We start from the raw sequence: 23,215 nt of genomic DNA, 5'->3' as shown, positions 1-23,215 counted from the left end.
GTCGGCACAACGCGTCGATGTCGGGTGCCACCTCCCACCAGCCGGGGTTCCTGCCGGTGGCGTGCCCCGCGGGCGGGCGGCCTACGGTTTGCGGCCCACGCCGCCGTATTGGTACACCTCACGGTTACGGAAGGTTGTGGCGGGTTCGGGCCGCCACTTCGGCAATGACACCAACCCCGGCGGCAGAAACTCCAGCCCGTCGAAAAACTCCTCCAGCTCCTTCGGCGTGCGCAGGGTGAGGGGGCTGGCGCTGCTGGCGTTCCATTTGGCGGCGGCCTCGTCCATCGAGGGGCTGCGAACGCTGTGCGCGATCGCGAGGTAGCTGCCCGGGGGTAGCGCCTCCAGCAGCGTGCTCACCGCCGTGTGCGCCTGATCGGCGTCGGGCACGAACTCCAGCACGCCCATGAGCATCAAGGCGATCGGGCGCGAGAAGTCCAGTGTCCGCGCGGCCTGCCGCAGGATGGGCGCAGGGTCGCGCAGGTCGGCGTCGAGGTAATCGGTGACTCCCTCGGGCGTGCTGCGCAGCAGCGCGTGAGCGTGAACGAGCACGATGGGATCGTTGTCGACATAGACGATGCGCGCCCTGGGGTTGACGCGCTGCGCCACCTCGTGGGTGTTGTCGGCCGTGGGGATGCCGGTGCCCACGTCCAGGAACTGGTCGATCCCGGCCTCGCCGGCTAGATGGCGCACGACACGGCCGATGAACTCCCGCTCGGCCCGCGCGTTGACCGGCAGGTCCGGCATGACCTTCACGATCTCGTCCCCTACCGCGCGGTCGGGGGCGAAGTTGTCCTTGCCGCCCAGCCAGTAGTCCCAAACACGGGCCGAATGCGGAACGGAGGTGTTGATACGCGCCGCCAGCTGATCAATCAGGGCATCCTCACTCATCAAATCCTCCTAACCGACATCACGGGACGCTGTCTGACACGAGACTCCCAATCTAAACGATCAACGCGCCACGCGATGGGAAACTTGCCACAAATGAGGCTATTTCTCCAGTTTGTGATACCGCACTGCGACGCCGCTTGGTGACGCCGCTTGGTGACGCCGCAGGACTGCGCAACCACCGGCACGCAGCCGGGTGCGGCGGCCCCTCCCCACACCTCTCCATGGAAGGGGCACCTCGACGCCGTGATCTGCGGTGTGAGCGGGCCTCGGGCGCACGGGCAACGCACGGGCAACGGAACCAGACGAAGTGACAGGACCCTCAGCGGGGCGACGATCCTCGGCTCGGCTCGGCTCGGCTTGGCCCCCAGCCGCGACCGCCACCGGCGGACGCCGTACTGATAGCTGCCGACCAGCTCGCCCTCCACGGCCGGGATGACGACGGTGGTGGGGGTGGGCGCGGTTGACGTCATCGTAGCTGCCGACCTTGGCTGTAGGTTCGGCCGCCGCGTAACGGGTGGAGGCGACGGGCAATCCCTCGCTGATTTTCGGGCGTCCGTTTTCTGCTCACGTTGCGGTGAAAGCGGCCCCACGTATCGCTAGGTTCGGGGTTATGTGAACGGAGATGCGCGCCTGTCATGAAACGTCCGCACAATGGTCGGCGGCGGCGAGCCATGCGGAGGGCCCGGCTAGGCTACCCTCGCGGCTGTGAGGGAGAGTTTTGTGCGGTCGCCGGACGGTCTCGAGGCGATCCTTCTCGTGGGCGGCCAGGGCACGCGGCTGCGACCACTGACGCTCAGCACGCCCAAGCCGCTGCTTCCGACGGCGGGGGTGCCCTTCCTCGCGCACCAACTGGCCAAGGCACGGGCGTACGGGGTGCGCCGGGTGGTCTTCGCGACGTCCTACCGGGCGTCGATGTTCGGCGAGGCGTTCGGCGACGGGTCGGGCCTCGGCCTGGAGATCGTCTACATGACCGAGGACACCCCGCTCGGCACCGGTGGCGCGATCCGCAACGCCGCGCGGGCGCTGACCTGCCCGCCCGAGGCGCCGGTGCTCGTGCTGAACGGCGACATCCTGTCGGGTCACGACATCGCGGCGCAGGTGGACCTGCACGTTTCACGGGGGGCCGCGGTGACCCTCCATCTCACGGAGGTGGACGACCCGTCGAGGTTCGGCTGCGTGCCGACCGACGACGACGGCCGGGTCAGCGCCTTCCTGGAGAAGACGCCCAATCCCGTGACGAACCGGATCAACGCCGGCTGCTACGTGTTCCAGCGCTCGGTCATCGACACGATCCCCGAGGGCCAGGTGGTGTCGGTGGAGCGGGAGACCTTCCCCGGGCTGATCGCGGCCGGTGAGCCGGTGCTCGGCTACGCCGACTCGTCGTACTGGCTGGACGTGGGCACGCCGGCGGCGTTCGTGCAGGGCTCGGCCGACCTGGTGCTGGGCAAGCTCGGCTCGCCCGCGCTGCCGGGCCCGGTGGGTGAGCACCTCCTGCTGGACGGGGCCGTCGTGTCGCCCGAGGCCAAGGTCACCGGTGGCACGGTCGTCGGCGCCCGGGCCACGGTCGAGGCCGGCGCGAGCGTACGCGGCAGCGTGCTGTCCGAGGGCTGCCACATCGCCTCCGGCGCGACCGTCGTGGACTCGGTCGTCGGCGTCGGCGCCCGCGTCGCCTCCGGAGCCGTGCTGCGCCAGGCCGTGGTCGGCGACGGCGCGCTCATCGGCCCCGGCAACGAGCTCACCTCCGGCATGCGCGTCTGGCCCGGGATCACCCTGCCCGAGTGCGCGGTCCGCTTCTCCAGCGACGTTTGACTTCCTCCCGGCCCTAAAGGACCGGGATTCCCGCCCTCACGGGCTGGGCTTCCTGCTTCACCGCCGACCGCCGAAGGGAGGACCCTTGCGGACTCACGTCAACTCCACAGGCAGACACCGCTCGACCAGCGGCCAGGATGTTCTTGGCGGCGTTGACGTCCCGGTCGTGCCGGGTGCCGCATCCCGGGCACGTCCAGTGCCGGGCGGAAAGGCCGAGCGCAGGGAGCAGGTTCCCACACGCGCTACACGTCTTCGAGCTGGGATACCAGCGGTCGATCACGACCAGGCGCCGCCCGTGCCGCTGGGTTTTGTACTCCAGTTGGCGGCGGAACTCCCCCCACCCGCAGTCGGAGATCACCCGCGCCAGACAGCGGTTGCGGACCATGCCTTTGACGTTGAGGTCCTCGATCACGATCAGGTCGTGGTCGCGGACCAGCCGGGTGGAGGTGCGGTGCAGGAAGTCGGCGCGGGCGTCGGCGACTTTGGTGTGGGCGCGGGCGACCTTCGCCCTGGCCTTGGCCCGGTTGTTCGATCCGCGCTGTTTGCGGGCCATGCGCCGCTGGTAGCGGGCCAGGTTTTTGGCCTTGCGCTCCAGATGGCGCGGGTTGGGGATCTTCTCGCTCGTGGACAGGACGGCGAAGTCGGCCACGCCCAGATCGATGCCTACCGCCGTTCCGGTGGCCGGGAGCGGCTCGGGTCCGGTCGCGGTCTCTATCGCGATGGAGGCGTACCAGCGGCCGTCGGGGTCTCTGGAGATGGTCACCGTGGCGGGGTTGATCGTGGCGGGGTCGACCTCGGGCCAGGACCACACGAACGCGATCGGGTCGTTCATCTTCGCCAGGTGCAGCCGGCCGTCGCGCCAGCGGAACGCCGACCGTGTGTAGGTGGCCGACTGACGGCTATGCCGCGACTTGAACCGCGGGTAGCGGGCGCGTCCGGCGAAGAAGTTCACGAACGCCGTGTGCTGGTGCCGCAACGTCTGCTGCAGCGGGACGCTGGAGACCTCGTACAGGAAGTCACGGTCCCCGTCGCGTTTCAGTTCGGTCAGATACCGGTCGGTCTGCGCATAGGAGGTCGTCACGCCCTCGTCCCGGTAGCGGGCCTGCCGCCAGGCGAGGACCGTGTTCCAGGCCAGGCGTACGCAGCCGAACGTGCGGTTCAGCACCGCGGCTTGTTCGGCTGTGGGGTAGACCCGCACCTTGTAGGCCGTACGCATGTTCGCATTTTGCAAGCACTTTGCCTGACCGGTCAGCGAAAGGAGCGAATCAAGAGCGCTTGGCGCTCTGGGCTGTCCCGGCTTCGCCGGGCAACCCCTTGCGGGATCCGGATTCCTCCCGGCCCTGAAGGACCGGGCTTCCTCCGGAGGATCCGGTGACCGTTCCCACCGCTTCCGGGCCGGCCGTGCGTGAACGGCGGTGGCGGCCGCCCGCGCCGTTCGACGTCGTGCTGACGCTGTCCCCGCACCGGCGCGGGGGAGGCGACCCGGCCTGGCGGCGTACCCCGGACGGGACGATCTGGCGCACCTCGCGCACTCCCGAAGGGCCCGGCACCCTGCGCGTGACGGCGAGCCGCGGCGAGGTCCTCGGGCAGGCGTGGGGGCCGGGGGCGGACTGGCTGCTGGACACGCTCCCGTCGCTGCTGGGCGCCGACGACGACGTGGCCGGCTTCGCCGCGATGCTCGCGCGGCTCACCCGCTCGGGTGATCCCCGGCAGGCCCGCGCCGCCGCGTTCGTCGCGGGACTGGCCGACCGTTCCGCCGGGCTGCGGATCGGGCGCTCCCTGCGGGTGTTCGAGGCCCTCGCGCCCGCCGTCCTGGAGCAGAAGGTGGTCGGCAGGGAGGCGTGGCGGGCCTGGCGGTTCCTCATGCGCCGGTACGGCGAGCCGGCCCCCGGCCCGGCCCCCGAGGGCATGTACGTGATCCCGCCGCCGGAGGTGTGGCGGGCGATCCCGTCGTGGGACTGGCACCGGGCGGGCGCGGAGGCCGTACGGGGCAGGACGATCGTCAACGCGGCCGGGCACGCGGCGAAGCTGGAGCGCACGACCGGCGGCGCGGGCTCGGCGGAGGCGGACCGCCTGCTGCGGGCGCTGCCGGGGATCGGCGTGTGGACCTCCGCGGAGGTGCGCCAGCGGGCCCACGGCGATCCGGACGCCCCGAGTGTGGGGGACTTCCACATCCCCGGCATCGTCGGCTACGCGCTGACCGGGCGGAAGACCGACGACGACGGCATGCTCGAACTGCTCGAGCCGTTCCGGGGGCACCGCCACCGCGTGGTCAGGCTGATCGAGCTCAGCGGCGTCAGGCCGCCGGCGCGCGGCCCGCGCATGGCTCCGCGCGACTACCGGGCCTTCTGACCACGTCCCAAACGCCGCCCGCCGGCCTCGCGCGTCTTCAGGTCCTGGTTGATCCCGCAGTGCTCGACCGCCGCGTGGCACCTGCCGTTGAGGGTGTTGGTGAAGACGCTGACGCTCGTCTCCTGCTGGAGGCCGGCGACCGCGACGCCGTTGTTGCCCGCGGGGGCGTTCACGTTGCGCCTGCCCGTCGACACCTGCCGGGGGGCGCTGGCGATCGCGGGCGTGTTGGCCGTGTTGCGGCCGTCCGTGACCTGCTTGGCGTGGCGCTTGCCCGATCCGCCACCGTGCCCGGCGTACGGCGCCGCGAACGCCTCAGCCGGCGGCGCCGACAGCCCGATGACGAGCGTCGCGACGGCCAGCGACCGGATGCCTGAGGCTAGATAAAACGCACCATTCACCCTGATAACGGCCATCAATTCCCCGCTCGTTCGCCGAGTCCGCCCCAGCGCTAATACCCTCGGGCCGCAAACTCCCCGGCGGGCGTATGCCATGACTTCCCCCGTACGGGCTGCCGGGGGCTGGGTGCGCCGGACGGACCCACGCCCCATAGGGTGCGGCGTATGACGGCGAAGCGACCCCCGAACGTCAACGGCACCCCTCTGGCCTCCGGTTCCGGCAGCGGGACGCGGCGGGCACTCGCGCGGGCACGGGACGGCAAGACGCTCGACCCGGCCGAGGCGGCGATCCTGCTGCGCGCCCGCGGCGACGACCTGGACGCCCTGCTCGCGCACGCCTCGCGGGTCAGGGACGCGGGACTGGAGGCCGCCGGCCGGCCCGGCGTCGTCACCTACAGCCGCAAGGTGTTCATCCCGCTGACCCGGCTGTGCCGGGACAGGTGCGGCTACTGCACGTTCGCCACCGCGCCGCACAAGCTGCCCAGCGCCTTCCTGTCCCCGGACGAGGTGCTGGAGATCGCCCGCCAGGGCGCGGCGATGGGCTGCAAGGAGGCGCTGTTCACGCTCGGCGACCGGCCGGAGGACCGGTGGCACCAGGCGCGCGAGTGGCTCGACGCCCACGGCTACGACGACACGCTGTCGTACGTCCGGGCGATGGCCATCCGGGTGCTGGAGGAGACGGGGTTGCTGCCCCACCTCAACCCCGGCGTGCTGACCTGGAAGGACCTGCAGCGGCTCAAGCCGGTCGCGCCCTCGATGGGCATGATGCTGGAGACCACCTCACGGCGGCTGTTCACGGAGAAGGGCGAGGCCCACTACGGCTCTCCCGACAAGGACCCGGACGTACGGCTGCGCGTGCTGGAGGACGCCGGCCGCTCCAGCGTGCCGTTCACCACGGGCCTGCTGATCGGCATCGGCGAGACGATCGAGGAGCGGGCCGAGTCGATCTTCGCGATCCGCCGGGTGGCCAGGGAGTACGGCGGCGTCCAGGAGGTCATCGTCCAGAACTTCCGCGCCAAGCCCGACACGGCCATGCGCGGCATGCCCGACGCCGACCTGCACGAGCTGGCCGCGACGATCGCGGTGACGCGGCTCGTGCTCGGCCCGAAGGTCCGCGTGCAGGCGCCGCCCAACCTGATCGGCGAGGAGTACGCGCTGATGCTGCGGGCGGGCATCGACGACTGGGGCGGGGTCTCCCCCCTCACGCCCGACCACGTCAACCCCGAGCGGCCGTGGCCGCAGATCGACGACCTGGCGGCCCGCACCTCCGCCGCCGGGTTCACGCTGCGCGAGCGCCTCACGATCTATCCCGAGTATGTGCTCGCGGGGGAGCCGTGGCTCGACCCCCGGCTCACCGAGCACGTCGCGGCGCTGGCCGACCCCGCCACCGGGCTCGCGCGGGAGGACGCGGTGCTCCGCGGCCGTCCCTGGCAGGAGCCCGACGGCGGCCTGGGCGGCCTCGTCACCGGCGGACGGGCCGACCTGCACACCGCCGTCGACGCCGAGGGCCGCACGAGCGACCGTCGCGCCGACTTCGACAGCGTGTACGGCGACTGGGACGCCCTGCGCGAGCGCCTGCCCAGCGCCGGACGAGACGGGTCTGTCAGGGCGGACGTGCGCGAGGCGCTGCGGCAGGCCGAGGCGGACCCGGCGCGGCTGACCGACGAGCAGGCGCTGACGCTGCTCGACCTCGCCGGAGACCAGTCGGGTGCGGGTGCCGACGACGCCGGCCTGGACGAGCTGTGCCGCATCGCCGACGGGCTGCGCCGCGAGGCGGTGGGCGACGACGTCACCTACGTCGTCAACCGGAACATCAACTTCACCAACGTCTGCTACACCGGCTGCCGGTTCTGCGCGTTCGCGCAGCGGCGCACCGACGCCGACGCCTACACCCTGTCGCTGAGCGAGGTGGCCGACCGGGCGCAGGAGGCGTGGGAGGCCGGGGCGACCGAGGTGTGCATGCAGGGCGGCATCCACCCCGACCTGCCCGGCACGGCCTACTTCGACATCGCCCGCGCGGTCAAGGAACGCTGCCCCGAGATCCACGTCCACGCGTTCTCGCCGATGGAGGTCGTCAACGGCGCGAGCCGTACGAACCTGTCGGTCGAGGAGTGGCTGCACGCGGCGCGGGAGGCGGGGGTCGACTCGCTGCCCGGCACGGCCGCCGAGATCCTCGACGACGACGTGCGGTGGGTGCTGACCAAGGGCAAGCTGCCCGCCCGGGAGTGGATCGAGGTCATCACCACCGCCCACCGGGTCGGCATCCCGACGACCTCGACCATGATGTACGGCCACGTGGACACCCACGAGCACTGGGTGCGCCACATCCGGCTGATCCGGTCGATCCAGGAGGAGACGGGCGGGTTCAGCGAGTTCGTGCTGCTGCCGTTCGTGCACCACAGCGCCCCGATCTACCTGGCGGGCATCGCCAGGCCGGGGCCGACCGCGCGGGAGAACCGGGCCGTCCACGCGCTGGCGCGGATCATGCTGCACGGCGCGATCCGCAACATCCAGTGCTCCTGGGTGAAGCTGGGCGACGACCTGTGCCGCGACGTGCTCGCCGGAGGCGTGAACGACCTCGGCGGCACGCTCATGGAGGAGACGATCAGCCGGATGGCCGGCTCGGAGAACGGCTCCTACAAGACGATCAGCGAGATCGCGGCCATGGTCGCGCCGACCGGGCGCCCGCTGCGCCAGCGCACCACGTCGTACGGACGGCCGGGCGAGGAGCGGGCCGAGGCGGCCAGGCGCAGCGACGGGGTGTGCCAGTCGGTCCGCCGTGTCCGGTTCCTCGAGACGCCTCAGACCGGGCGGCAGCCGATCGGGTAGCCCGGCCTGCCGCGCCGCGCGTCGCTTCCAAGCCGGTTGCAAGATCATGATCTTAATGTCCGTTGGCATGGAGAGACGAGTCGCGCTCGGCGTCCTGCTGACGGCGGCCCTGAGCGGATGCGGGATCTTGGAGGAAGGCCAGGTGAGCGGTTCGGTGCGCGAGGAACGGTCCGGGCGGGGCGGGGGACTCGGGGAGGTCGAACCCGGCGTGCTGAAGGGGCGGGTGGTCGACGCGCAGGGCAGGCCCATCGAGGGGGCCGAGATCGTCGCCGATAATCAGCTGCTCTACAACAGCAACGAGGTCGTGCGGACCGGTGGCGACGGCCTCTACCGCGTCGCCACCGACTTCAGGGCGACCTTCCACGCGTCAGGGACGGTGATCAGACGGTACAACGGCCAGGAGTACACCCTGAGCCTGGCGCCCGACGACGACGCGCCGTTCGCCGGGCCGAGCGGCGCGATCAGGAACTTCACCTGGAGACTCTCGGGGAAGAAGCCCGACGATCTCGGCTTCTACGGGGGCAAGGTGCTGTTCCGTGTGGACCTGAACGACCAGATCAACGCGGGCGCCTTCCTGGACGACGAGAAGGTGCGGCTCACCCTCACCCCGGACGGTCCGCTGATCGACGGCTCCGAGGGAACCCGGATCGTGCGACGGGCGACCCGGAACGGGGACGGCTCGGGCCTGGAGGACGTACCCATCGGCCGCTACCGGATCGCGGCCGACTACGAGGGCCGCCCTCTCAGGGTGAAGCTCCTCAACGGCGGCGACTACGCGGAGGAGGTCGTCGCCGAGTTCACCCCTCTCATGACCGGCATCTACTGGATCGAGTTGGAGCTCGGGCTCCCACAGGGGTGATGCGGACGGGCCGGCGGCGGTCGTAATTGGACGCGCTGTATATAACAAGTTCTATTTCGCTCTTGCGCCGGATGCGGGGTGGGCGGGCAGAATCACAGTGCCTCTGGCACCCAGAACCACAGTGCCTCTGGCACCCAGAACCACAGTGCCGCTGCACCGGTCATGAGAACTGGGAAGGACCCGCACCGTGCCGTCCGGTCGTCACCGCGTCGCCTTCGCCGTCGAGCGGCGGCGCAGGCAGGCCAGGTGGAAGGGCGTGGTCGCGGTCCTGGCGGCCGTGGCGATCGTCGCGGCGGGGGCCGTCCTCTTCCTCACACGCTCGACGGGAACGTGTTCCGCCCGGGATCCGATCCTCGTGAGCGTCGCCGCGGCCGTGGACGTCGCGCCGCCCGTGATGGACGCGGCCGAGCGGTTCAACGCCTCCGGCGCGGGCGTGGAGGGGCGGTGCGTCCAGGTCCAGGTGGCCGAGCAGCCTCCCGCGCCGGTGCTCCGCACGCTGATCGGCGACCGGGCCGGCGTCCTGCCCGGCCGCCCGGACGGCTGGATCGCCGACTCCTCTGTGTGGGTGCGGCTGGCCCGCAAGCAGGGCGGGCAGGACATCGCCGCCGACCAGACCGTCGTCGCGACCTCCCCGCTGGTCTTCGCCACCCGGCGCTCGCTCGCCGAGCGGTTCGCCGCCGGGGGGACGGCCATGAGCTGGGACATGGTCTTCCCCGCCACCGTGCGGGGACGTCTCCAGCCGACCGAGCACGAGCCGGACATCGTGCGCATCCCCGACCCGTCGGTGTCGGGGGCGGGGATCGCGACCGTCGCCGCGGCCCGCGACATCGTCGGCACCGGCGAGAAGGCCGACCGCGACCTCACCGCGTTCGTGCGCATGGCGCAGGCGGGATCGGCTCCCGACTACCGCAGCATGCTCGGCGCGGTGGACGCCCCCGGCTTCTGGTCGCGTCCCGTGGTGATCGTCCCCGAGCAGTCGGTGTGGGCGCACAACCGCGCGAGCGGGGCCGAGCCCGTGGTCGCCCTCCAGCCCAAGGAGGGCACGATCAACCTCGACTACCCGTACGTCGTGACGGCCGCGGACCCCGACCGGGCGGCGGCCTCGCGGCTGTTCGCGGCGTGGCTGCGGTCGGCGGCCACGCAGGAGGCCGTGCGGAAGGCCGGGTTCCGCGGGGCCGACGGGCAGCCGCCGTTCGTGACCGGTGCGGACATTCCGACCGAGCGGCCGCGCCCGCGGCCGTCGATCACGGCCGAGGTGATCGACGAGGCGCTGGAGGCGTGGAGCAGGCTGGCCCCGCCGAGCCGGATCCTCGTGCTGGCCGACGTGTCGAAGGAGAACGCCGAGCCGATAAAGGCGGGCGGAAAGACCCGGCTGGACGTCGCGGTCGAGGCGGCCAAGCTCGGCCTGCAGCTGTTTCCGAACGAGACCCACATGGGCCTGTGGGAGTTCGCCCGCGACATGAAGGACAGTGAGGACCACCGCGAGCTGATCGGCCTCGGCCCGATCACCAAACCCGACGACGGCCAGGAGGAGATCCGCAGGACCGCCCTGTTCCGGGTGGCCGACGGCATCAAGGCGCTCGGCGACCGGAGCAGCTCGCTGTACGACGCGATCGACGCCGGCTTCCGGTCGGTGTCGAAGGGCTACGACCCGCTCATGAGCAACGCCCTGCTGCTGCTGACGGCGGGCGTGGACGACGGGAAGGGCGTGTCGCGGCGCGAGCTCGTCGAGAGGCTGCACAAGGAGTGGGACCCGGACAAGCCGGTGCAGATCATCGTGGTCGCGTTCGGCAAGGCCGCCGACAGGCCGGCGCTCGACGAGATCGTCTCGGCCACCAACGGCCAGCTCTACGTGGCACAGGAGCCGGGCCAGATCATCGACGTGTTCCTGTCGGCGCTGGCCCGGCGCCTGTGCCACCCGACCTGCTCGCCTCGCTGACGAGCCGGTCCGTCGCCGCGCCCGCCTCCGCCGCGGCCACCCAGGAACGCCAAGACCGGGCTGTGCCTGACCATCGGCAAGGGGGAGGTCCGCAAGGGGAAGAAGGTCATCCAGTGGACCTGCGACACCCTCGCGGACCAGGAGTGGTACATGGAGCGGCAGTGGTCCTGACGCTCAACGCGTGACGTAGAAGTCGGCCGGGTCGCGCGGCGGCCGGTCCCTCGGCGGCGCGGCGGGATGGCCGATGGCCACGGCGCCCATGGGATCCCAGTTCTGCGGCAGGCCGAGCACCTTGCGCACCACGTCGCGGCAGAACATCGTGGACGACACCCACGCCGAGCCCAGCCCCTGCACGGCGAGCTGGACCAGGAAGTTCTGCACGCCGGCGCCGGTGGCCACCACGAACATCTCCCGCTCGGCGGCGTTCCTGCGCTCGTCCCTGTAGGTGTGCGAGCCGTCCATCACCAGGCACGGCACCGCCAGGTAGGGCGCGTTCCTGAGCACGTCGCCGCGCCGGATCCGCCGGGCGATCGACTCCTCGGAGAAGCCGTCGGAGCGCAGGTCCTCGATCCAGGCGTCCCGCATCGCGTCGAGCAGTTCCGTGCGCGCCCGCGGGGTCTCCAGCAGCACGAACCGCCACGGGGTGGTGTGGTGGGGGGCGGGCGCGGCGACGGCGGCGGCCACGGCCCGCCGTACGGCCGCGGAGTCCACCTCTGCGGCGGAGAACTCGCGGATCGTGCGGCGGGCGAAGACGACGTCGGCCGAGCCGTACCGGAACATGTCCTCGTCGGCGGGGCGGACGAGGACCCGCCCGCCCGGGCCGTCCTCGTCGGTCACCAGGTCGCCCAGCCCGCGGACGACGGCCACGGGAACGCCGGACAGCTTGCCCTTCGCCAGGTCGCCCGCCGCCGCGATCTCGTCGACCAGCGCCGTGACGGTGGCGTTGAGCGGGTTGCCGTAGCCGTCGGCGCCGCCGCGCAGGTCCTCAAGCGGCCGCACACCGGCCGCGCCGATGGCGACGTCGGTCAGGCCGTACCGCCAGGGCCGGCCGAAGGTGTCGGAGACGATCACCCCGACCCGCACGGCGAGCCGCTCGCGCAGCCCCTGGCGGATCCGGCCCGCCGAGGCGTCCGGGTCCTCGGGCAGCAGCAGCACGGTGCCGGGGGAGGTGTTGGAGGCGTCGACGCCGGCCGCGGCCATCACGAAGCCGTGCCGCGTCTGCGCGATGACCGTGTCCCCGCGCCGCGCGACCACGCGCCGGGTCTCCTCCTCGATCGTGGCCGTACGGCTGTCGCCTTGGCGGATCCGGCCTTCGGCCTTGCTCACGATCTTGGAGGTCACGACCAGGATGTCGCCATCCCGGAGGTCGGGCGCGGCCTGCGCCACGAGCAGGGCGATGTCGTCGCCGGGCCGCACCTCGGGCAGGCCGGGCACGCCGCTGACAGTGATCTGGGGCATGTGCTCCTCTGACATGGATTCAGGACCTGACGGATCCGGCCAGGGCGAGGGCCGCGGCGGCGATGTCCCTCGTGGCCTCGGGGTCGCTCATCAGGAGCGGACGGGGCTCCACCACCACGCCGTCGAGCGCCACGCCCTTGTCCTCCTCGGCCACGAGCCAGCCGTCGAGCAGCGCGGAGCCGTACAGCTCCAGGACGGCCTGGGCGCTCGTCTCCACGCCGATCGCCGTCAGGCAGGCGTCGGCCATGCCGCGCACCGGCGCGCCCCCGATGATGGGGGAGACGCCGACGACCGTCTTGTCCTCCAGGGCCGCCCGGATGCCCGGGATCTGGAGGATCGTGCCGATGCTGACGACCGGGTTGGACGGCGGGAGGATGACGAAATCCGCCTCCGCGATGGCGTCGAGCACGCCGGGCGCGGGACGGGCCTCGTCCGCGCCGACGAGCACGATCTGCTCGGCCGGTACGGAGGCGCGTAGCCGCACCCACCACTCCTGGAAGTGGACGGCCCTCCTGCCGGCCTCGTCGGAGACGACCACGTGGGTCTCGGTGCGGTCGTCCGACATCGGCAGCAGCCGCACCCCGGGCCGCCATCGGTCGCACAGGGCCTCGGTCACCTGCGAGAGCGGATATCCGGCAGCCAGCATCTGGGTGCGGATGATGTGGGTGGCGAAGTCCCGGTCGCCGAGGCCGAACCACTGCGGCTCCATGCCGTACGCGGCGAGCTCCTCCTTCACCGTGAACGTTTCATCGGCCCGTCCCCAGCCCTGTTCCTCGTTGATGCCGCCGCCCAGCGTGTACATGACCGTATCGAGGTCAGGGCACACGCGAAGGCCGAACAGGGTGATGTCGTCGCCGGTGTTGCCGATCACGGTGATCTCGGAATCGGGGGCCGCCGCCTTGAGACCTCGGAGGAACCGGGCGCCGCCGATTCCTCCGGCGAGGGACACGATGCGCATGCCGTCAGTCTTCCATCGGCCGCTCGCGGGATCGTCGACACCCACCCCCAGCACCGGGATGAACAGCCATATGTAGGGTGTGTTCGGCTTGTGAGGTTCTTGGGTCTGCCGACGCTTAAGTCAGTCATGTGCAAAACTTCCCCGAGTGCCGTTTGGACCAATGGGGGTAGTCGTGCTCAAGGTCGATACCGGCCGGCTCCGCGAGCCGGCCGCGTGGACGATGCTCGCGGTGGTGATCACCAGTGTCCTCGTGAGCATCGCGCGCCTGCTGATCGGCCCCACGGTGAGCAGCACCTTCGGCGTCCGCGCGGCGGCGAGCCTGTACTCCCTCGTGTCCCCGGTCTCGACCGCGCTCGCGGCCGGCGCCGTGCTGCTCGTCGCCAAGGCCGGCGCGCCCACCCCCCGGGCCCGCCTGGTGACGTTCGGCGCGGCCGGGTCGCTCGGTCTCGGCATCGTCTTCGGCGTGATCAGCGTGCTGGGCGTGCTCGTGGGCGACATGCTGTCCTTCCGCGACCGGTTCGAATATCTGATCAGCGGACTGCCGATGATCGCGCTCGCCGTCTTCGGCGCGCTGTTCGCGCTGAGCACGGCCTCGGCGCTCCAGCCCGCCAGGGAACCCGCGGGCGACTACTTCGGCAGGCGCGAGGACGCCTACCCGCCCCAGTCGTACGCCCCGGCGCTGCCCCAGGGCCCTCAGGGCCCCCACGGGTCGCACGGTCCCCAGGCACCGCAGGGGTACGGCGAGGTCCCTGGAGCGGCGGGAGCGGGCGCCCCGGCCCACCACCCCCACCCCGGCGCGGTGCCCAATCAGCAGATGCCCGGTCAGCAGATGCCTGGTCAGCAGGTTCCCGGTCAGCAGCAGTTCGGCCACCCCGCCCCGGGCGACCCGCAGAACAACCCCCTCCCCGGGCAGAACGGCCCCCAGGGCGCTCCGCACGCCGCACCGCCCGCTGCTCCGCCCGCCGCCGCCCCCAGCGGCCAGTACGACGCCCCCCACCAGGGCCAGCCGCAGAGTCAGCCCCAGAGTCAGTCGCAGAGCCAGCCGCAGGGACCCGCGTACGGGCAGAGCGCGCCGACGTCGGCCCACCCCCAGCTGCCGCCCGCCGAGCACCGGTACGCCGAGCACCAGCAGTATGCCCAGGACCAGTTCGCCCAGGACCAGTTCGCGCAGGAACAGTACGGTCAGGAAAAGTACGGGCAGGACCAGTACGGGCAGGACCAGTACGCCCAGGAGCGAGGCCAGGGCGCCTTCGGCCAGGAGCGGCCCCAGGACGTTTACAGCCAGGAATACGAGCAGCGGCAGCCCTCCTACGCTCCTGCCCCGACCGCCCCGCAGCCTCCGCCGTTCGGTCAGCCCGGCGCCCCGGCTCCCGCCCAGGGCCCCGGCCACGGACAGGCGCAGCAGCAGCCCCGGCCTGCGCTGCATGACGTCCAGACCGGCGCGCACTACCCCGACTACGGCGCGTACCCCGCGCAGCCCGAGCCGCCGGCGCCCCAGCGGCCCGACTACTCCCCGCCGCCGCAGGGCCCGGTGTTCGACCAGTACGGCTACGCGGGCCAGCAGACGGACTCCGGCGGCTACGGGCAGTTCCCGAGCGCTCCTCCCGCCGTGCCCGGCGGTCCCGGTGCCCCCGACCCCCGGGGTTACGGCCAGCCCTCCCACGGCCAGCCCTCCCACGGCCAGCCCTCCTACGACCAGCCCTCCTACGACCCCCTGGCCGGCCGGCCCGCCCCCGAGGCCAGGCCGTACGAGCAGGACCAGTCGTACGGACAGGGGTCGCCGTTCTCCGGGTACTCGGGCCCGGCGCACGCCCACCAGGCCGCCGATCACGCGGCCGGTAGCCCGGCCTTCGACGCTCCCCCCGCGTACGAGGGCCCGGCCGACCCGAGGGAGCAGCAGCTCGCGCAGGCCTACCAGCAGGCGCAGAGCTACCGGAAGGGCGCCCTGCCGGACCACCCCACCGGCCCGCAGGACCTGCCGGAGTACTACGACAACCCGCTCGGCCACCCCCAGTCCGAGCCCCCGCCGTTCCAGCCCCCGGCGCCCGGCCCCGCCGACCAGACGCTCCGCTTCGACCCCTCCGCCTACCGCGGAGACCCGCTCAGCGACCCGCTGCGCAGGGAGGAGCCGCTCGACCCGACGGCCATCTACACGCCGGATCGGTCGCAGGCAAAGTATGAGGAAGGTTCCGCCCCCGATCAGGCAGGCCGCAGAACCGACCCCGACCTCCCTTGGTATGGTTCCGAACGCTGATAGGACCGTAGATCGGGGCGTACGAACCGGGGCGAGCAGGTCTTTCCCCGGGTATCGTTATGCCGCTTGACGCCACACGCGCCACGCGCGTGTAATTACAGACATGTTGTTACGCCTTCCCAAGGGTGGGTATAGGGCAGGCGTTTTTATGGGGGGCTCCATGTGGGCGGGCGAGCGACAGGGAGGTGTGCAATGACCGATCTGGTCATGGCACAGGCGCTCGATGAGGAAGATCTGGGGTGGCAGGAGCGCGCTTTGTGTGCGCAGACCGACCCCGAGGCGTTCTTTCCTGAAAAGGGCGGTTCCACGAGGGAAGCCAAGAAGGTGTGCCGTTCGTGTGAGGTACGCACGGAGTGCCTTGAATACGCGCTTCAGCATGATGAGCGTTTCGGCATCTGGGGCGGCCTGTCCGAGCGGGAAAGGCGCAAGATCAAGCGCCAGGCCGTGTAGGCCGTCGTCCTGACACCGACGCGGACGGGGCCGTGCGCTCGGCGCGCGGCCCCGCGCTCATGTCTGGCTCGTGGCTGACATCCTGTTTCGCCTGGATGTGATCGGGTGAGTCCGGGTTGCCGTATCGTGGTCGGCGCTCAGCCGTACGACCATAGGACTCGACGTGCACTCGGTGACCGCGATCGTCGTCGCTCACGACGGCGCCCGCTGGCTCAAGGAGACGCTGGCCGCGCTGCTGCGCCAGACCCGGCCTCTCGACCGTGTCGTCGGCGTCGACAACGGCAGCCGTGACGGCAGCGGGACGCTGCTGACCGAGGCGTTCGGTTCGGGCAACGTGCTGACCCTGCCCCGGTCCACCGGGTTCGGCGAGGCCGTTCACGAGGTGCTGCGGCGGCTGCCGCCCGCGCCCGGCCAGGAATGGGTCTGGCTGCTCCACGACGACTGCGCGCCCGACGCGCACGCGCTGCAGGCCCTGCTGTGGGCCGCCGAGCAGGATCCCAAGGCCGCCATCCTCGGCCCCAAGCTGCGCGACTGGCTCGACCGGCGGGTGCTGCTCGAGATGGGCGTGACCGTCAGCAGGTCGGGACGGCGCGACACCGGCCTGGAGCCGAGAGAGTACGACCAGGGCCAGCACGACGGGATCGCCGACGTCCTGTCGGTCTCCACGGCGGGCATGCTCATCCGCAGGGACGTCTGGGACGAGCTGTCCGGCCTCGACACGGCGCTGCCGCTGTTCCGCGACGACCTCGACCTGTGCTGGCGGGCCCGTACAGCCGGGCACCGCGTGCTCAACGTGAGCGACGCGGTGGCCTGGCACGCCGAGGCGTCGGCGCGGCGGCGCCGCAGGATCGCCTCCAGCGAGGAGCACCCGCGCAGGCTCGACCGGCGCAACGGCCTGTTCGTCCTGATGGCGAACCTGCCGTTCGGCGCGCTCGTGCGGTCGGTGCTGCGCAACGTCCTCGGGTCCGTGCTGCGGGCCCTGCTGTTCCTGCTGGCCAAGCAGCCGGCCAACGCCCTCGACGAACTGGCCGCGCTCGGCTCGGTCATCGGCCATCCGCTGCGCCTGCGGCGGGCCCGCAAGGCCAGGAAGAAGAGCAGGAAGCAGGGCTGGCCCGCGATCCGGCGCAAGCTCACCCCGCCGGGCGCCGCGTTGCGGCGGCTCGCCGACATGGTGCAGGGCTTCCTCGCCGGAGTCGGCCCGGTGGACTCGGCGGGCCGTCACCACGCGGCCGCGGACCGCCCCCAGGAGGACGACGGCGACGAACTGCTGACCGACTCGGGCGGCGTGCAGCGCGTGTTCAGCAGCCCCGGCGTGGTGCTCTGCCTGATCCTGGCGGCGATCACGCTGGCCGCCGAACGGACGCTGCTGCCCGGGCTCCTGTCCTCCGGAGGGCATCTGGGGGGCGGCGCTCTGGTGCCGGTCACCGGGGGCGCGTCCGACCTGTGGCGGCTCTACATCGAGGACCACCACGCCACCGGGCTCGGCTCGCAGACCTGGGCCCCGCCGTACGTCGCCGTGCTGGCCGGGCTGTCGGCGATCGCGTTGGGCAAGACGTGGCTGGCCGTGGCCGTGGTGCTGCTCGGCTGCGTGCCGCTGGCCGGGGTCTCGGCGTACGCGGCGACCAAGCGGATGATCTCGTACACGCCCGCACGGGTCTGGCTGGCCGCCACCTACGCCCTGCTGCCGGTCACGACGGGCGTGGTGGCGGGCGGTCGGCTCGGCACCGCGATCGTGATCGTGCTGCTGCCCGTCTACGCGGCGCTCGCCACGAGGGTGATCGCCGGGTCGCGCCGGTCGGCCTGGGGCTTCGGCCTGCTCCTGACCGTGGGCACGGCCTTCGTTCCGCTCGTGTACGTGCTGGTGGCGATCCTCGGCGGCCTCGCCGCGGTGTCGTTCGGAGGCATCCGCAAGGGCGTCAGGCGGTCGCTCGTGATCGGCCTCGGCACCCCGGTCGTCCTGCTGTTCCCGTGGCTGGTCCAGCTCGCCAGGGAGCCGGGACGCATCCTGCTCGAGTCAGGCCTGCACGACGGCAGCCTCACCGACCCCCGCCTCGGCGCCGAGTCCCTGCTCATGCTGAGCCCCGGCGGGCCGGGGGTGCCGCCTGTGTGGGCGACGGCGGGCCTGATCGCGGTCGCGCTGGCCGCGCTGCTGCTGCGGCGTCACCAGATGGTCGTCGCCATCGGCTGGGGCGTCATGCTCTTCGGGCTGCTGGTGGCGATCGTGGTCAGCCGGATCAGCGACGCGGCGTGGCCGGGGGTGCCGCTGGCGTTCGCGGCGACGGGCCTGCTGGTGGCCGCGGGGCACCAGGCGCACCGGATCGCCGAGTTCCGCGCCGCGCGCGGGCTGCGCCGCCTCGGCGCGATGCTGATCGTCGCGGTCGCCTTCGCGACCCCGCTCGCCACCGCCGCGCTGTGGGTGACCAGGGGCGCGGGCGACCCGCTGCGAGGCGACCTGAGCGACCCGGTGCCGGTGCTCGCCGCGCTCCAGTCGGAGCACGGCGAGGGCACCCTCCTGCTGCGTCCGAGGGACGGCAAGGTCGGCTACACGCTGATGCGCGGCCGGGGCCCGCTGATCGGCGAGTCCGACCTCGAACCGCCCCGGGAGGCGAGCGACCGTTTCGCGACCGCGGTCGCCGGGCTCGCCTCGGGCCGGGGAAGCACGTACGTCCAGACGCTCGCGTTGTCCGGGGTCCGCTTCGTGACGGTGCCCGGCGCCGTCGACCCCGACCTGCAACGGGCGCTCGACTCGCAGCCCGCCCTGGTCAGGGTGAGCCTCTCGGAGACGGGCGGCCTGTGGCGGGTGGCCGGCCAGGTGACGACGCCCCCGCCGCCGGCGACCGCGGGCGCGCTGCATCGGGGCTGGCTGTGGGCCCAGGGCGGGCTGCTCGTGCTCGTGCTGATCCTGGCCTCGCCCGGGGCCCGTACGAAGGAGCCGGAGGGCGACTACGCCGACGCGCCTGTAGAGGAAGGGCCACGGGGCCGCCGCCGAGCGAAGGAAGATCGGGTGCCGGCGTGAGGAGACTGATCGAGAACCGCTTCGGCCTGCTCGCCCTGGTGCTGGTCGCGCTGGGCGCGTTGTACGGCGTGGCCTTCGTCAGCCGGCCCGCGCCGGCCGCTCAGGTGCGTCCGCAGGCCGTCAAGGCGCCGGTGGAGTCGGTGACCGCCGTGTGCCCGGCGCCGTCCGGCAGCCGGGTGAGCGTGGTGACCCCCGCCCAGGAGCAGCAGAACGAGGAGCAGCAGAACGAGGAGCAGCAGAACGAGGAGCAGCAGAACCAGGAGCAGCAGAATCAGGGCCAGGGAAGCGCCACCCTGTCCGCGATCAGGGCTCCGGAGGAGAAGGGCGGCGGCAAGGACGACGTGATCGACCGGCCGGGCCTGCTGTGGCAGCGCGAGGTCGGCGCCGGGGGTGGTCCGCTCGTGGTCGACGCCACCGGTTCGATGGCCGCCGGGCTGGAGAGCGCCCAGACCGCGCGCGAGACGTCGGGCACCCAGCGGGGGCTCGCCGGAGTGCGTTGCGTCGAGCCGGGAGCCGAGAGCTGGTTCATCGGGCCGGGGCCGGCCGCGGCGGAGATGACGCTCTACCTCGCCAACCCCGACTCGGCCCCGGCCAACGTCTCGTTCATGGTCTATTCGGGAGAAGGCCCGGTGCTGAGCGAGCGCGGCAACGGCGTCGTCGTCAAGCCCGGCCAGCACCGCGTGATCAGGTTGCGCGACCTCGCGCCCTCTCCGCTGATCATGGCCCTGCAGGTGAGCACCCGCAGCGGCCGGGTGGCCGCCGCGGTGAAGGCCGTGCTGGGTGCGGGCAGGGGCGTCGACTGGCTGCCCGTCGCCGCCGCCCCCGCCACCCGGGTCGTCGTCCCCGGCATCCCCGGCACCGCCGGGCAGCGGGAGCTGTACGTCGCCACGCCGGGGGACCGGGACACGGTCGTGCGGATCAGGGCCGTGCTTGAGGACGGCTCCTACGCGCTGAAGAACAAGGAGACGATGGAGGTGCCGGCCGGCTCGGCGTCCTCGCTCGACCTGTCCACCGGGATCGGCGGGCAGCCGGCCGCGCTGGTGCTGGAGTCCGACGTCCCGATCGTGGCGGGCCTGAAGATCACCGGAACGGGGGCCAGACAGGACGTCGCCTTCACGGCCGGCGCCGCCTCCGTCGACCTCGGCAGTGTCGTCGCGGACGGCCGGGCGGAGGGCAAGCAGACGTCCTGGCTGGTGCTGTCGGCGCCCTTCGCGGCGGCCGCCGTGGAGGTTCGGCTGCTGCCCACGAAGGGTGAGGCGCCCGCCCCGGTCGAGGTGAAGCTGCCGGCCGCCCGCACCAAGGAGCTCAGGCTCGCGCCGCCGAAGGGAAGCAAGGGCGGCTTCAGCGTCGTCGTACGGCCGCTGCCCGGCTCGGGGCCCGTGTACGGCGGGCGCGTCCTCGACGAGGCGGCCAAGGACGGCCAGCTGGTCACCGCGCAGCCGCTCGCCATGGCAAGGACCTGGGCACTGGTGCCCCCGACCGTCGACTCGCCGGGCGCCGTGCTGCCCTAGGGATTCGGCGTCGATCAGCGCCGATCAGTGCCGATCAGTGCCGGTCGTCGTAGCCGGGGTCGATCGTCTCCGGCGTGAGGCCGAGCAGGCTGGCCACCTGTTCGACGACCACGTCGAGGACCAGCGTGCCAAGCTGGTCGCGGTCGCGGGCCCGGGCCTCCAGCGGGCGGCGGTACAGCACGACGGCGGCGGGCTCGTCCCCCGAGGCCGACTCCGCCCGTCCCAGCGGGATCGGGTCGGAGGACAGCCGGGCGGGCCCGTCCACCAGTTCCGCGGCCGGCGGCACCTCCTCGACCGCGAACTCGACCGACGCGAGCTGGGTGCCCCACCGCGGCTTGAGCCGGTCGACCGCGTCGAGCACCAGGTCGTCGAACCGCTCACCGCGGGACTTGGCGATGGGGACGTGCGAGGGCGCGAGGGGGCCGCGCATGCCGCGGCCGTGCCGGTCACGCCGGCGAACCCGCCGCCCTCGATCCGGCCTGTCACCGCTCCGATCGCTCACGCAGCCAGCTTAGAGCGCTCCCCGCCGGTGCGGTGGATCCCGCGGGTTGTGTCCGCTTTGCCCATCAACGTCATGTCGACTTCGGAGATCGCTGAATTGTGGCGACACGTTCAATAAGAGCGGCGGGGTGGTGGCAATGTGAACGCGGACCGGATACGGTCCCTCCGTGAGCCCCGTCCGCAGCTGTTCCCGTACCGCCTGCAGGCAGCCTGCCGTCTTCACACTCACGTATGTCTACGCCGACTCGACCGCTGTACTCGGCCCCCTGGCGACGTACGTCGAGCCACACTGTTACGACCTGTGTGCGGAGCACGCGGAACGGCTCACCGCGCCCAGGGGATGGGAGGTCGTGCGCCTTCCGTCCGAGTCCGTCGCCCCGAGCGGGGACGACCTGGAGGCCCTGGCGAACGCGGTCCGCGAGGCCGCGCGCCCCGCTCCCGCCGCCGGCGAGCCCGTCGGCCAGGCGGTCGAGGTGGGCCGCCGAGGTCACCTACGGGTGCTCAAGTCCGCCCAGCCCAACAGGGAGCGATGAGACCGCGCGAGGAGACCGCGCGCGGCGCGTTGAATGGCTCATTGTGTGGGCAATCAGGCGCTATAGGCTCAGGGCGAAGACTTAACGACTTTTAGGGGCGTGCAGTGGCCGACCTCAACAGGATCTTCAAGGCGTACGACGTGCGCGGCGTGGTGCCGGACGAACTCGACGAGGAGATCGCACAGGCCGTCGGAGCGGCCTTCGTCGAGCTGACCGGCGCGTCCTCGGTGGTGATGGCGCACGACATGCGCACCTCGTCCGGGCCGCTGGCCGCGGCTTTCGCGCGGGGCGCGACCTCCAGGGGCGCCGACGTGATCAACGCCGGGCTCGGCTCGACGGACATGCTCTACTACGCCAGCGGCAGCCTGAACCTGCCGGGCGTCATGTTCACCGCGAGCCACAACCCGGCCAAGTACAACGGCATGAAGATGTGCCGGGCGGGCGCCGTGCCGGTGGGCACCGACACCGGCCTGCTGGAGATCCGCGACCGCGCGGCCGAACTGCTCGACGCGGGGCTGGGCGGCGACCCCGGCAAGGGCACGGTGACCGAGCGCAACCTGCTCGAGGGCTACGCCGCCCACCTGAAGACGCTGGTCGACCTGTCGGACATCCGGCCGCTGAAGGTGGTCGTGGACGCCGGCAACGGCATGGGCGGCTACACGGTCCCTGAGGTCTTCGAGGGCCTGCCGATCGAGCTGACCCCGCTCTACTTCGAGCTCGACGGCAGCTTCCCCAACCACGAGGCCAACCCGATCGAGCCCGAGAACCTGCGCGACCTGCAGAAGGCGGTCGTCTCGCAGGGCGCGGACATCGGCATCGCCTTCGACGGCGACGCAGACCGGTGCTGGGTCATCGACGAGCGGGGCGAGTCGGTCTCGCCGTCCACCGTCACGGCACTCGTCGCGGTGCGGGAGCTGGCCAAGAACCCCGGCGCCACGATCATCCACAACCTGATCACCTCCAAGGGCGTGCCGGAGATCGTCAGCGAGCACGGCGGCAAGCCGGTCCGCACCCGCGTCGGACACTCGTTCATCAAGGCGGAGATGGCCCGCACCGGCGCCGTCTTCGGCGGCGAGCACTCGGCCCACTACTACTTCCGGGACTTCTGGTTCGCCGACTCGGGCATGCTGGCCGCCCTGCACGTGCTCGCCGCACTGGGCGAGCAGGACCGGCCGCTGTCGGAGGTGCTGGCCCAGTACTCGCGCTACGCCGCGTCCGGGGAGATCAACAGCAGGGTCGAGGACCAGGCCGCCGCCCTGGCGGGGGTACGCGAGACCTTCGCGGGCCGGGAGGGTGTTACCTTCGACGAGCTGGACGGACTCACCGTCAGCGGTCCGGACTGGTGGTTCAACCTGCGTCCGTCAAACACCGAGCCGTTGCTCCGGCTCAACGCGGAGGCCGCCGACGAGGAGAAGGTCGCGGCAGTCCGGGACGAAGTGCTCGCCGTGGTAAGGAGCTGACGA

Annotated in this window: 17 protein-coding genes; 11 read left to right on the top strand and 6 right to left on the bottom strand. The window is 72.0% G+C overall.

Going from position 1 to position 23,215, the window contains the following annotated elements:
• Nucleotides 1–81 precede the first annotated feature (81 nt).
• Entirely contained in the window at nt 82–888 is an 807-nt protein-coding gene (locus ACQEVJ_RS37510) for an SAM-dependent methyltransferase (RefSeq protein ID WP_433109420.1), read from the bottom strand.
• 705 nt (nt 889–1,593) lie between these two features.
• Here ACQEVJ_RS37510 and ACQEVJ_RS37505 point away from each other — a divergent pair.
• Complete coding sequence (locus ACQEVJ_RS37505) at nt 1,594–2,697, top strand: sugar phosphate nucleotidyltransferase (protein ID WP_433109419.1); 1,104 nt, start codon at nt 1,594–1,596, stop codon at nt 2,695–2,697.
• 13 nt (nt 2,698–2,710) lie between these two features.
• On the opposite strand, the gene ACQEVJ_RS37500 is transcribed toward ACQEVJ_RS37505, so the two are convergent.
• Nucleotides 2,711–3,913, bottom strand: coding sequence for an RNA-guided endonuclease InsQ/TnpB family protein (locus ACQEVJ_RS37500; RefSeq protein WP_433109418.1), 1,203 nt, complete (start codon nt 3,911–3,913; stop codon nt 2,711–2,713).
• A gap of 155 nt (nt 3,914–4,068) precedes the next feature.
• Between ACQEVJ_RS37500 and ACQEVJ_RS37495 the strand changes: the two genes are divergently transcribed.
• A complete protein-coding gene (locus ACQEVJ_RS37495) occupies nt 4,069–5,049 on the top strand; it encodes a DNA-3-methyladenine glycosylase family protein (protein WP_433109417.1) in 981 nt (326 codons plus the stop codon).
• On the opposite strand, the gene ACQEVJ_RS37490 is transcribed toward ACQEVJ_RS37495, so the two are convergent.
• Entirely contained in the window at nt 5,034–5,447 is a 414-nt protein-coding gene (locus ACQEVJ_RS37490; RefSeq protein WP_433109416.1) for a hypothetical protein, read from the bottom strand. The two genes, ACQEVJ_RS37495 and ACQEVJ_RS37490, sit on opposite strands and share 16 nt — an antisense overlap.
• A 162-nt stretch (nt 5,448–5,609) precedes the next feature.
• Between ACQEVJ_RS37490 and ACQEVJ_RS37485 the strand changes: the two genes are divergently transcribed.
• From ACQEVJ_RS37485 to ACQEVJ_RS37475, 3 genes are all read left to right on the top strand, one after another.
• Nucleotides 5,610–8,273, top strand: a complete 2,664-nt coding sequence (locus ACQEVJ_RS37485) for a bifunctional FO biosynthesis protein CofGH (protein ID WP_433109415.1) — start codon at nt 5,610–5,612, stop codon at nt 8,271–8,273.
• 67 nt (nt 8,274–8,340) lie between these two features.
• Nucleotides 8,341–9,132: a carboxypeptidase-like regulatory domain-containing protein gene (locus tag ACQEVJ_RS37480; RefSeq protein ID WP_433109414.1), complete on the top strand. Its 792-nt coding sequence runs from the start codon at nt 8,341–8,343 to the stop codon at nt 9,130–9,132.
• A gap of 187 nt (nt 9,133–9,319) precedes the next feature.
• Nucleotides 9,320–11,071 (top strand): substrate-binding domain-containing protein, encoded by a 1,752-nt coding sequence (locus tag ACQEVJ_RS37475; RefSeq protein ID WP_433109413.1) that lies wholly within the window; start codon nt 9,320–9,322, stop codon nt 11,069–11,071.
• Nucleotides 11,072–11,245: 174 nt separating this feature from the next.
• Here the strand turns inward: ACQEVJ_RS37475 and ACQEVJ_RS37470 are convergent, their stop codons facing one another.
• Both ACQEVJ_RS37470 and cofD read right to left on the bottom strand, forming a co-directional pair.
• Complete coding sequence (locus ACQEVJ_RS37470) at nt 11,246–12,529, bottom strand: coenzyme F420-0:L-glutamate ligase (protein ID WP_433109412.1); 1,284 nt, start codon at nt 12,527–12,529, stop codon at nt 11,246–11,248.
• 19 nt (nt 12,530–12,548) lie between these two features.
• A complete protein-coding gene (gene cofD, locus ACQEVJ_RS37465; RefSeq protein ID WP_433109411.1) occupies nt 12,549–13,487 on the bottom strand; it encodes a 2-phospho-L-lactate transferase in 939 nt (312 codons plus the stop codon).
• 172 nt (nt 13,488–13,659) lie between these two features.
• Here cofD and ACQEVJ_RS37460 point away from each other — a divergent pair, with 172 nt between their 5' ends.
• From ACQEVJ_RS37460 to ACQEVJ_RS37445, 4 genes are all read left to right on the top strand, one after another.
• The gene (locus tag ACQEVJ_RS37460; RefSeq protein WP_433109410.1) at nt 13,660–15,741 is read left to right on the top strand and encodes a hypothetical protein; all 2,082 of its coding nucleotides are present in this window, start codon (nt 13,660–13,662) and stop codon (nt 15,739–15,741) included.
• Between the two features lie 192 nt (nt 15,742–15,933).
• The gene (locus ACQEVJ_RS37455) at nt 15,934–16,191 is read left to right on the top strand and encodes a WhiB family transcriptional regulator (RefSeq protein WP_433109409.1); all 258 of its coding nucleotides are present in this window, start codon (nt 15,934–15,936) and stop codon (nt 16,189–16,191) included.
• A 163-nt stretch (nt 16,192–16,354) separates the two neighbouring features.
• The gene (locus ACQEVJ_RS37450; RefSeq protein ID WP_433109408.1) at nt 16,355–19,207 is read left to right on the top strand and encodes a glycosyltransferase; all 2,853 of its coding nucleotides are present in this window, start codon (nt 16,355–16,357) and stop codon (nt 19,205–19,207) included.
• Nucleotides 19,204–20,718 (top strand): DUF5719 family protein, encoded by a 1,515-nt coding sequence (locus tag ACQEVJ_RS37445; protein WP_433109407.1) that lies wholly within the window; start codon nt 19,204–19,206, stop codon nt 20,716–20,718. Before ACQEVJ_RS37450 ends, ACQEVJ_RS37445 begins: the two co-directional genes overlap by 4 nt.
• 34 nt (nt 20,719–20,752) lie before the next feature.
• Here the strand turns inward: ACQEVJ_RS37445 and ACQEVJ_RS37440 are convergent, their stop codons facing one another.
• The gene (locus ACQEVJ_RS37440; RefSeq protein WP_433109406.1) at nt 20,753–21,148 is read right to left on the bottom strand and encodes a metallopeptidase family protein; all 396 of its coding nucleotides are present in this window, start codon (nt 21,146–21,148) and stop codon (nt 20,753–20,755) included.
• 238 nt (nt 21,149–21,386) lie between these two features.
• Between ACQEVJ_RS37440 and ACQEVJ_RS37435 the strand changes: the two genes are divergently transcribed.
• A complete protein-coding gene (locus ACQEVJ_RS37435) occupies nt 21,387–21,752 on the top strand; it encodes a DUF3499 domain-containing protein (RefSeq protein ID WP_030509365.1) in 366 nt (121 codons plus the stop codon).
• A gap of 104 nt (nt 21,753–21,856) precedes the next feature.
• Nucleotides 21,857–23,212, top strand: coding sequence for a phosphomannomutase/phosphoglucomutase (locus tag ACQEVJ_RS37430; RefSeq protein WP_433109405.1), 1,356 nt, complete (start codon nt 21,857–21,859; stop codon nt 23,210–23,212).
• The last annotated feature ends 3 nt before the right edge of the window (nt 23,213–23,215 follow it).

The sequence above is a fragment of the Microbispora sp. CA-102843 genome (assembly GCF_050936215.1).
Taxonomy (GTDB): domain Bacteria; phylum Actinomycetota; class Actinomycetes; order Streptosporangiales; family Streptosporangiaceae; genus Microbispora.
The sequence above is the reverse complement of the archived record's forward strand: the minus strand, read 5'-3'. Positions and strand labels throughout refer to the sequence as shown.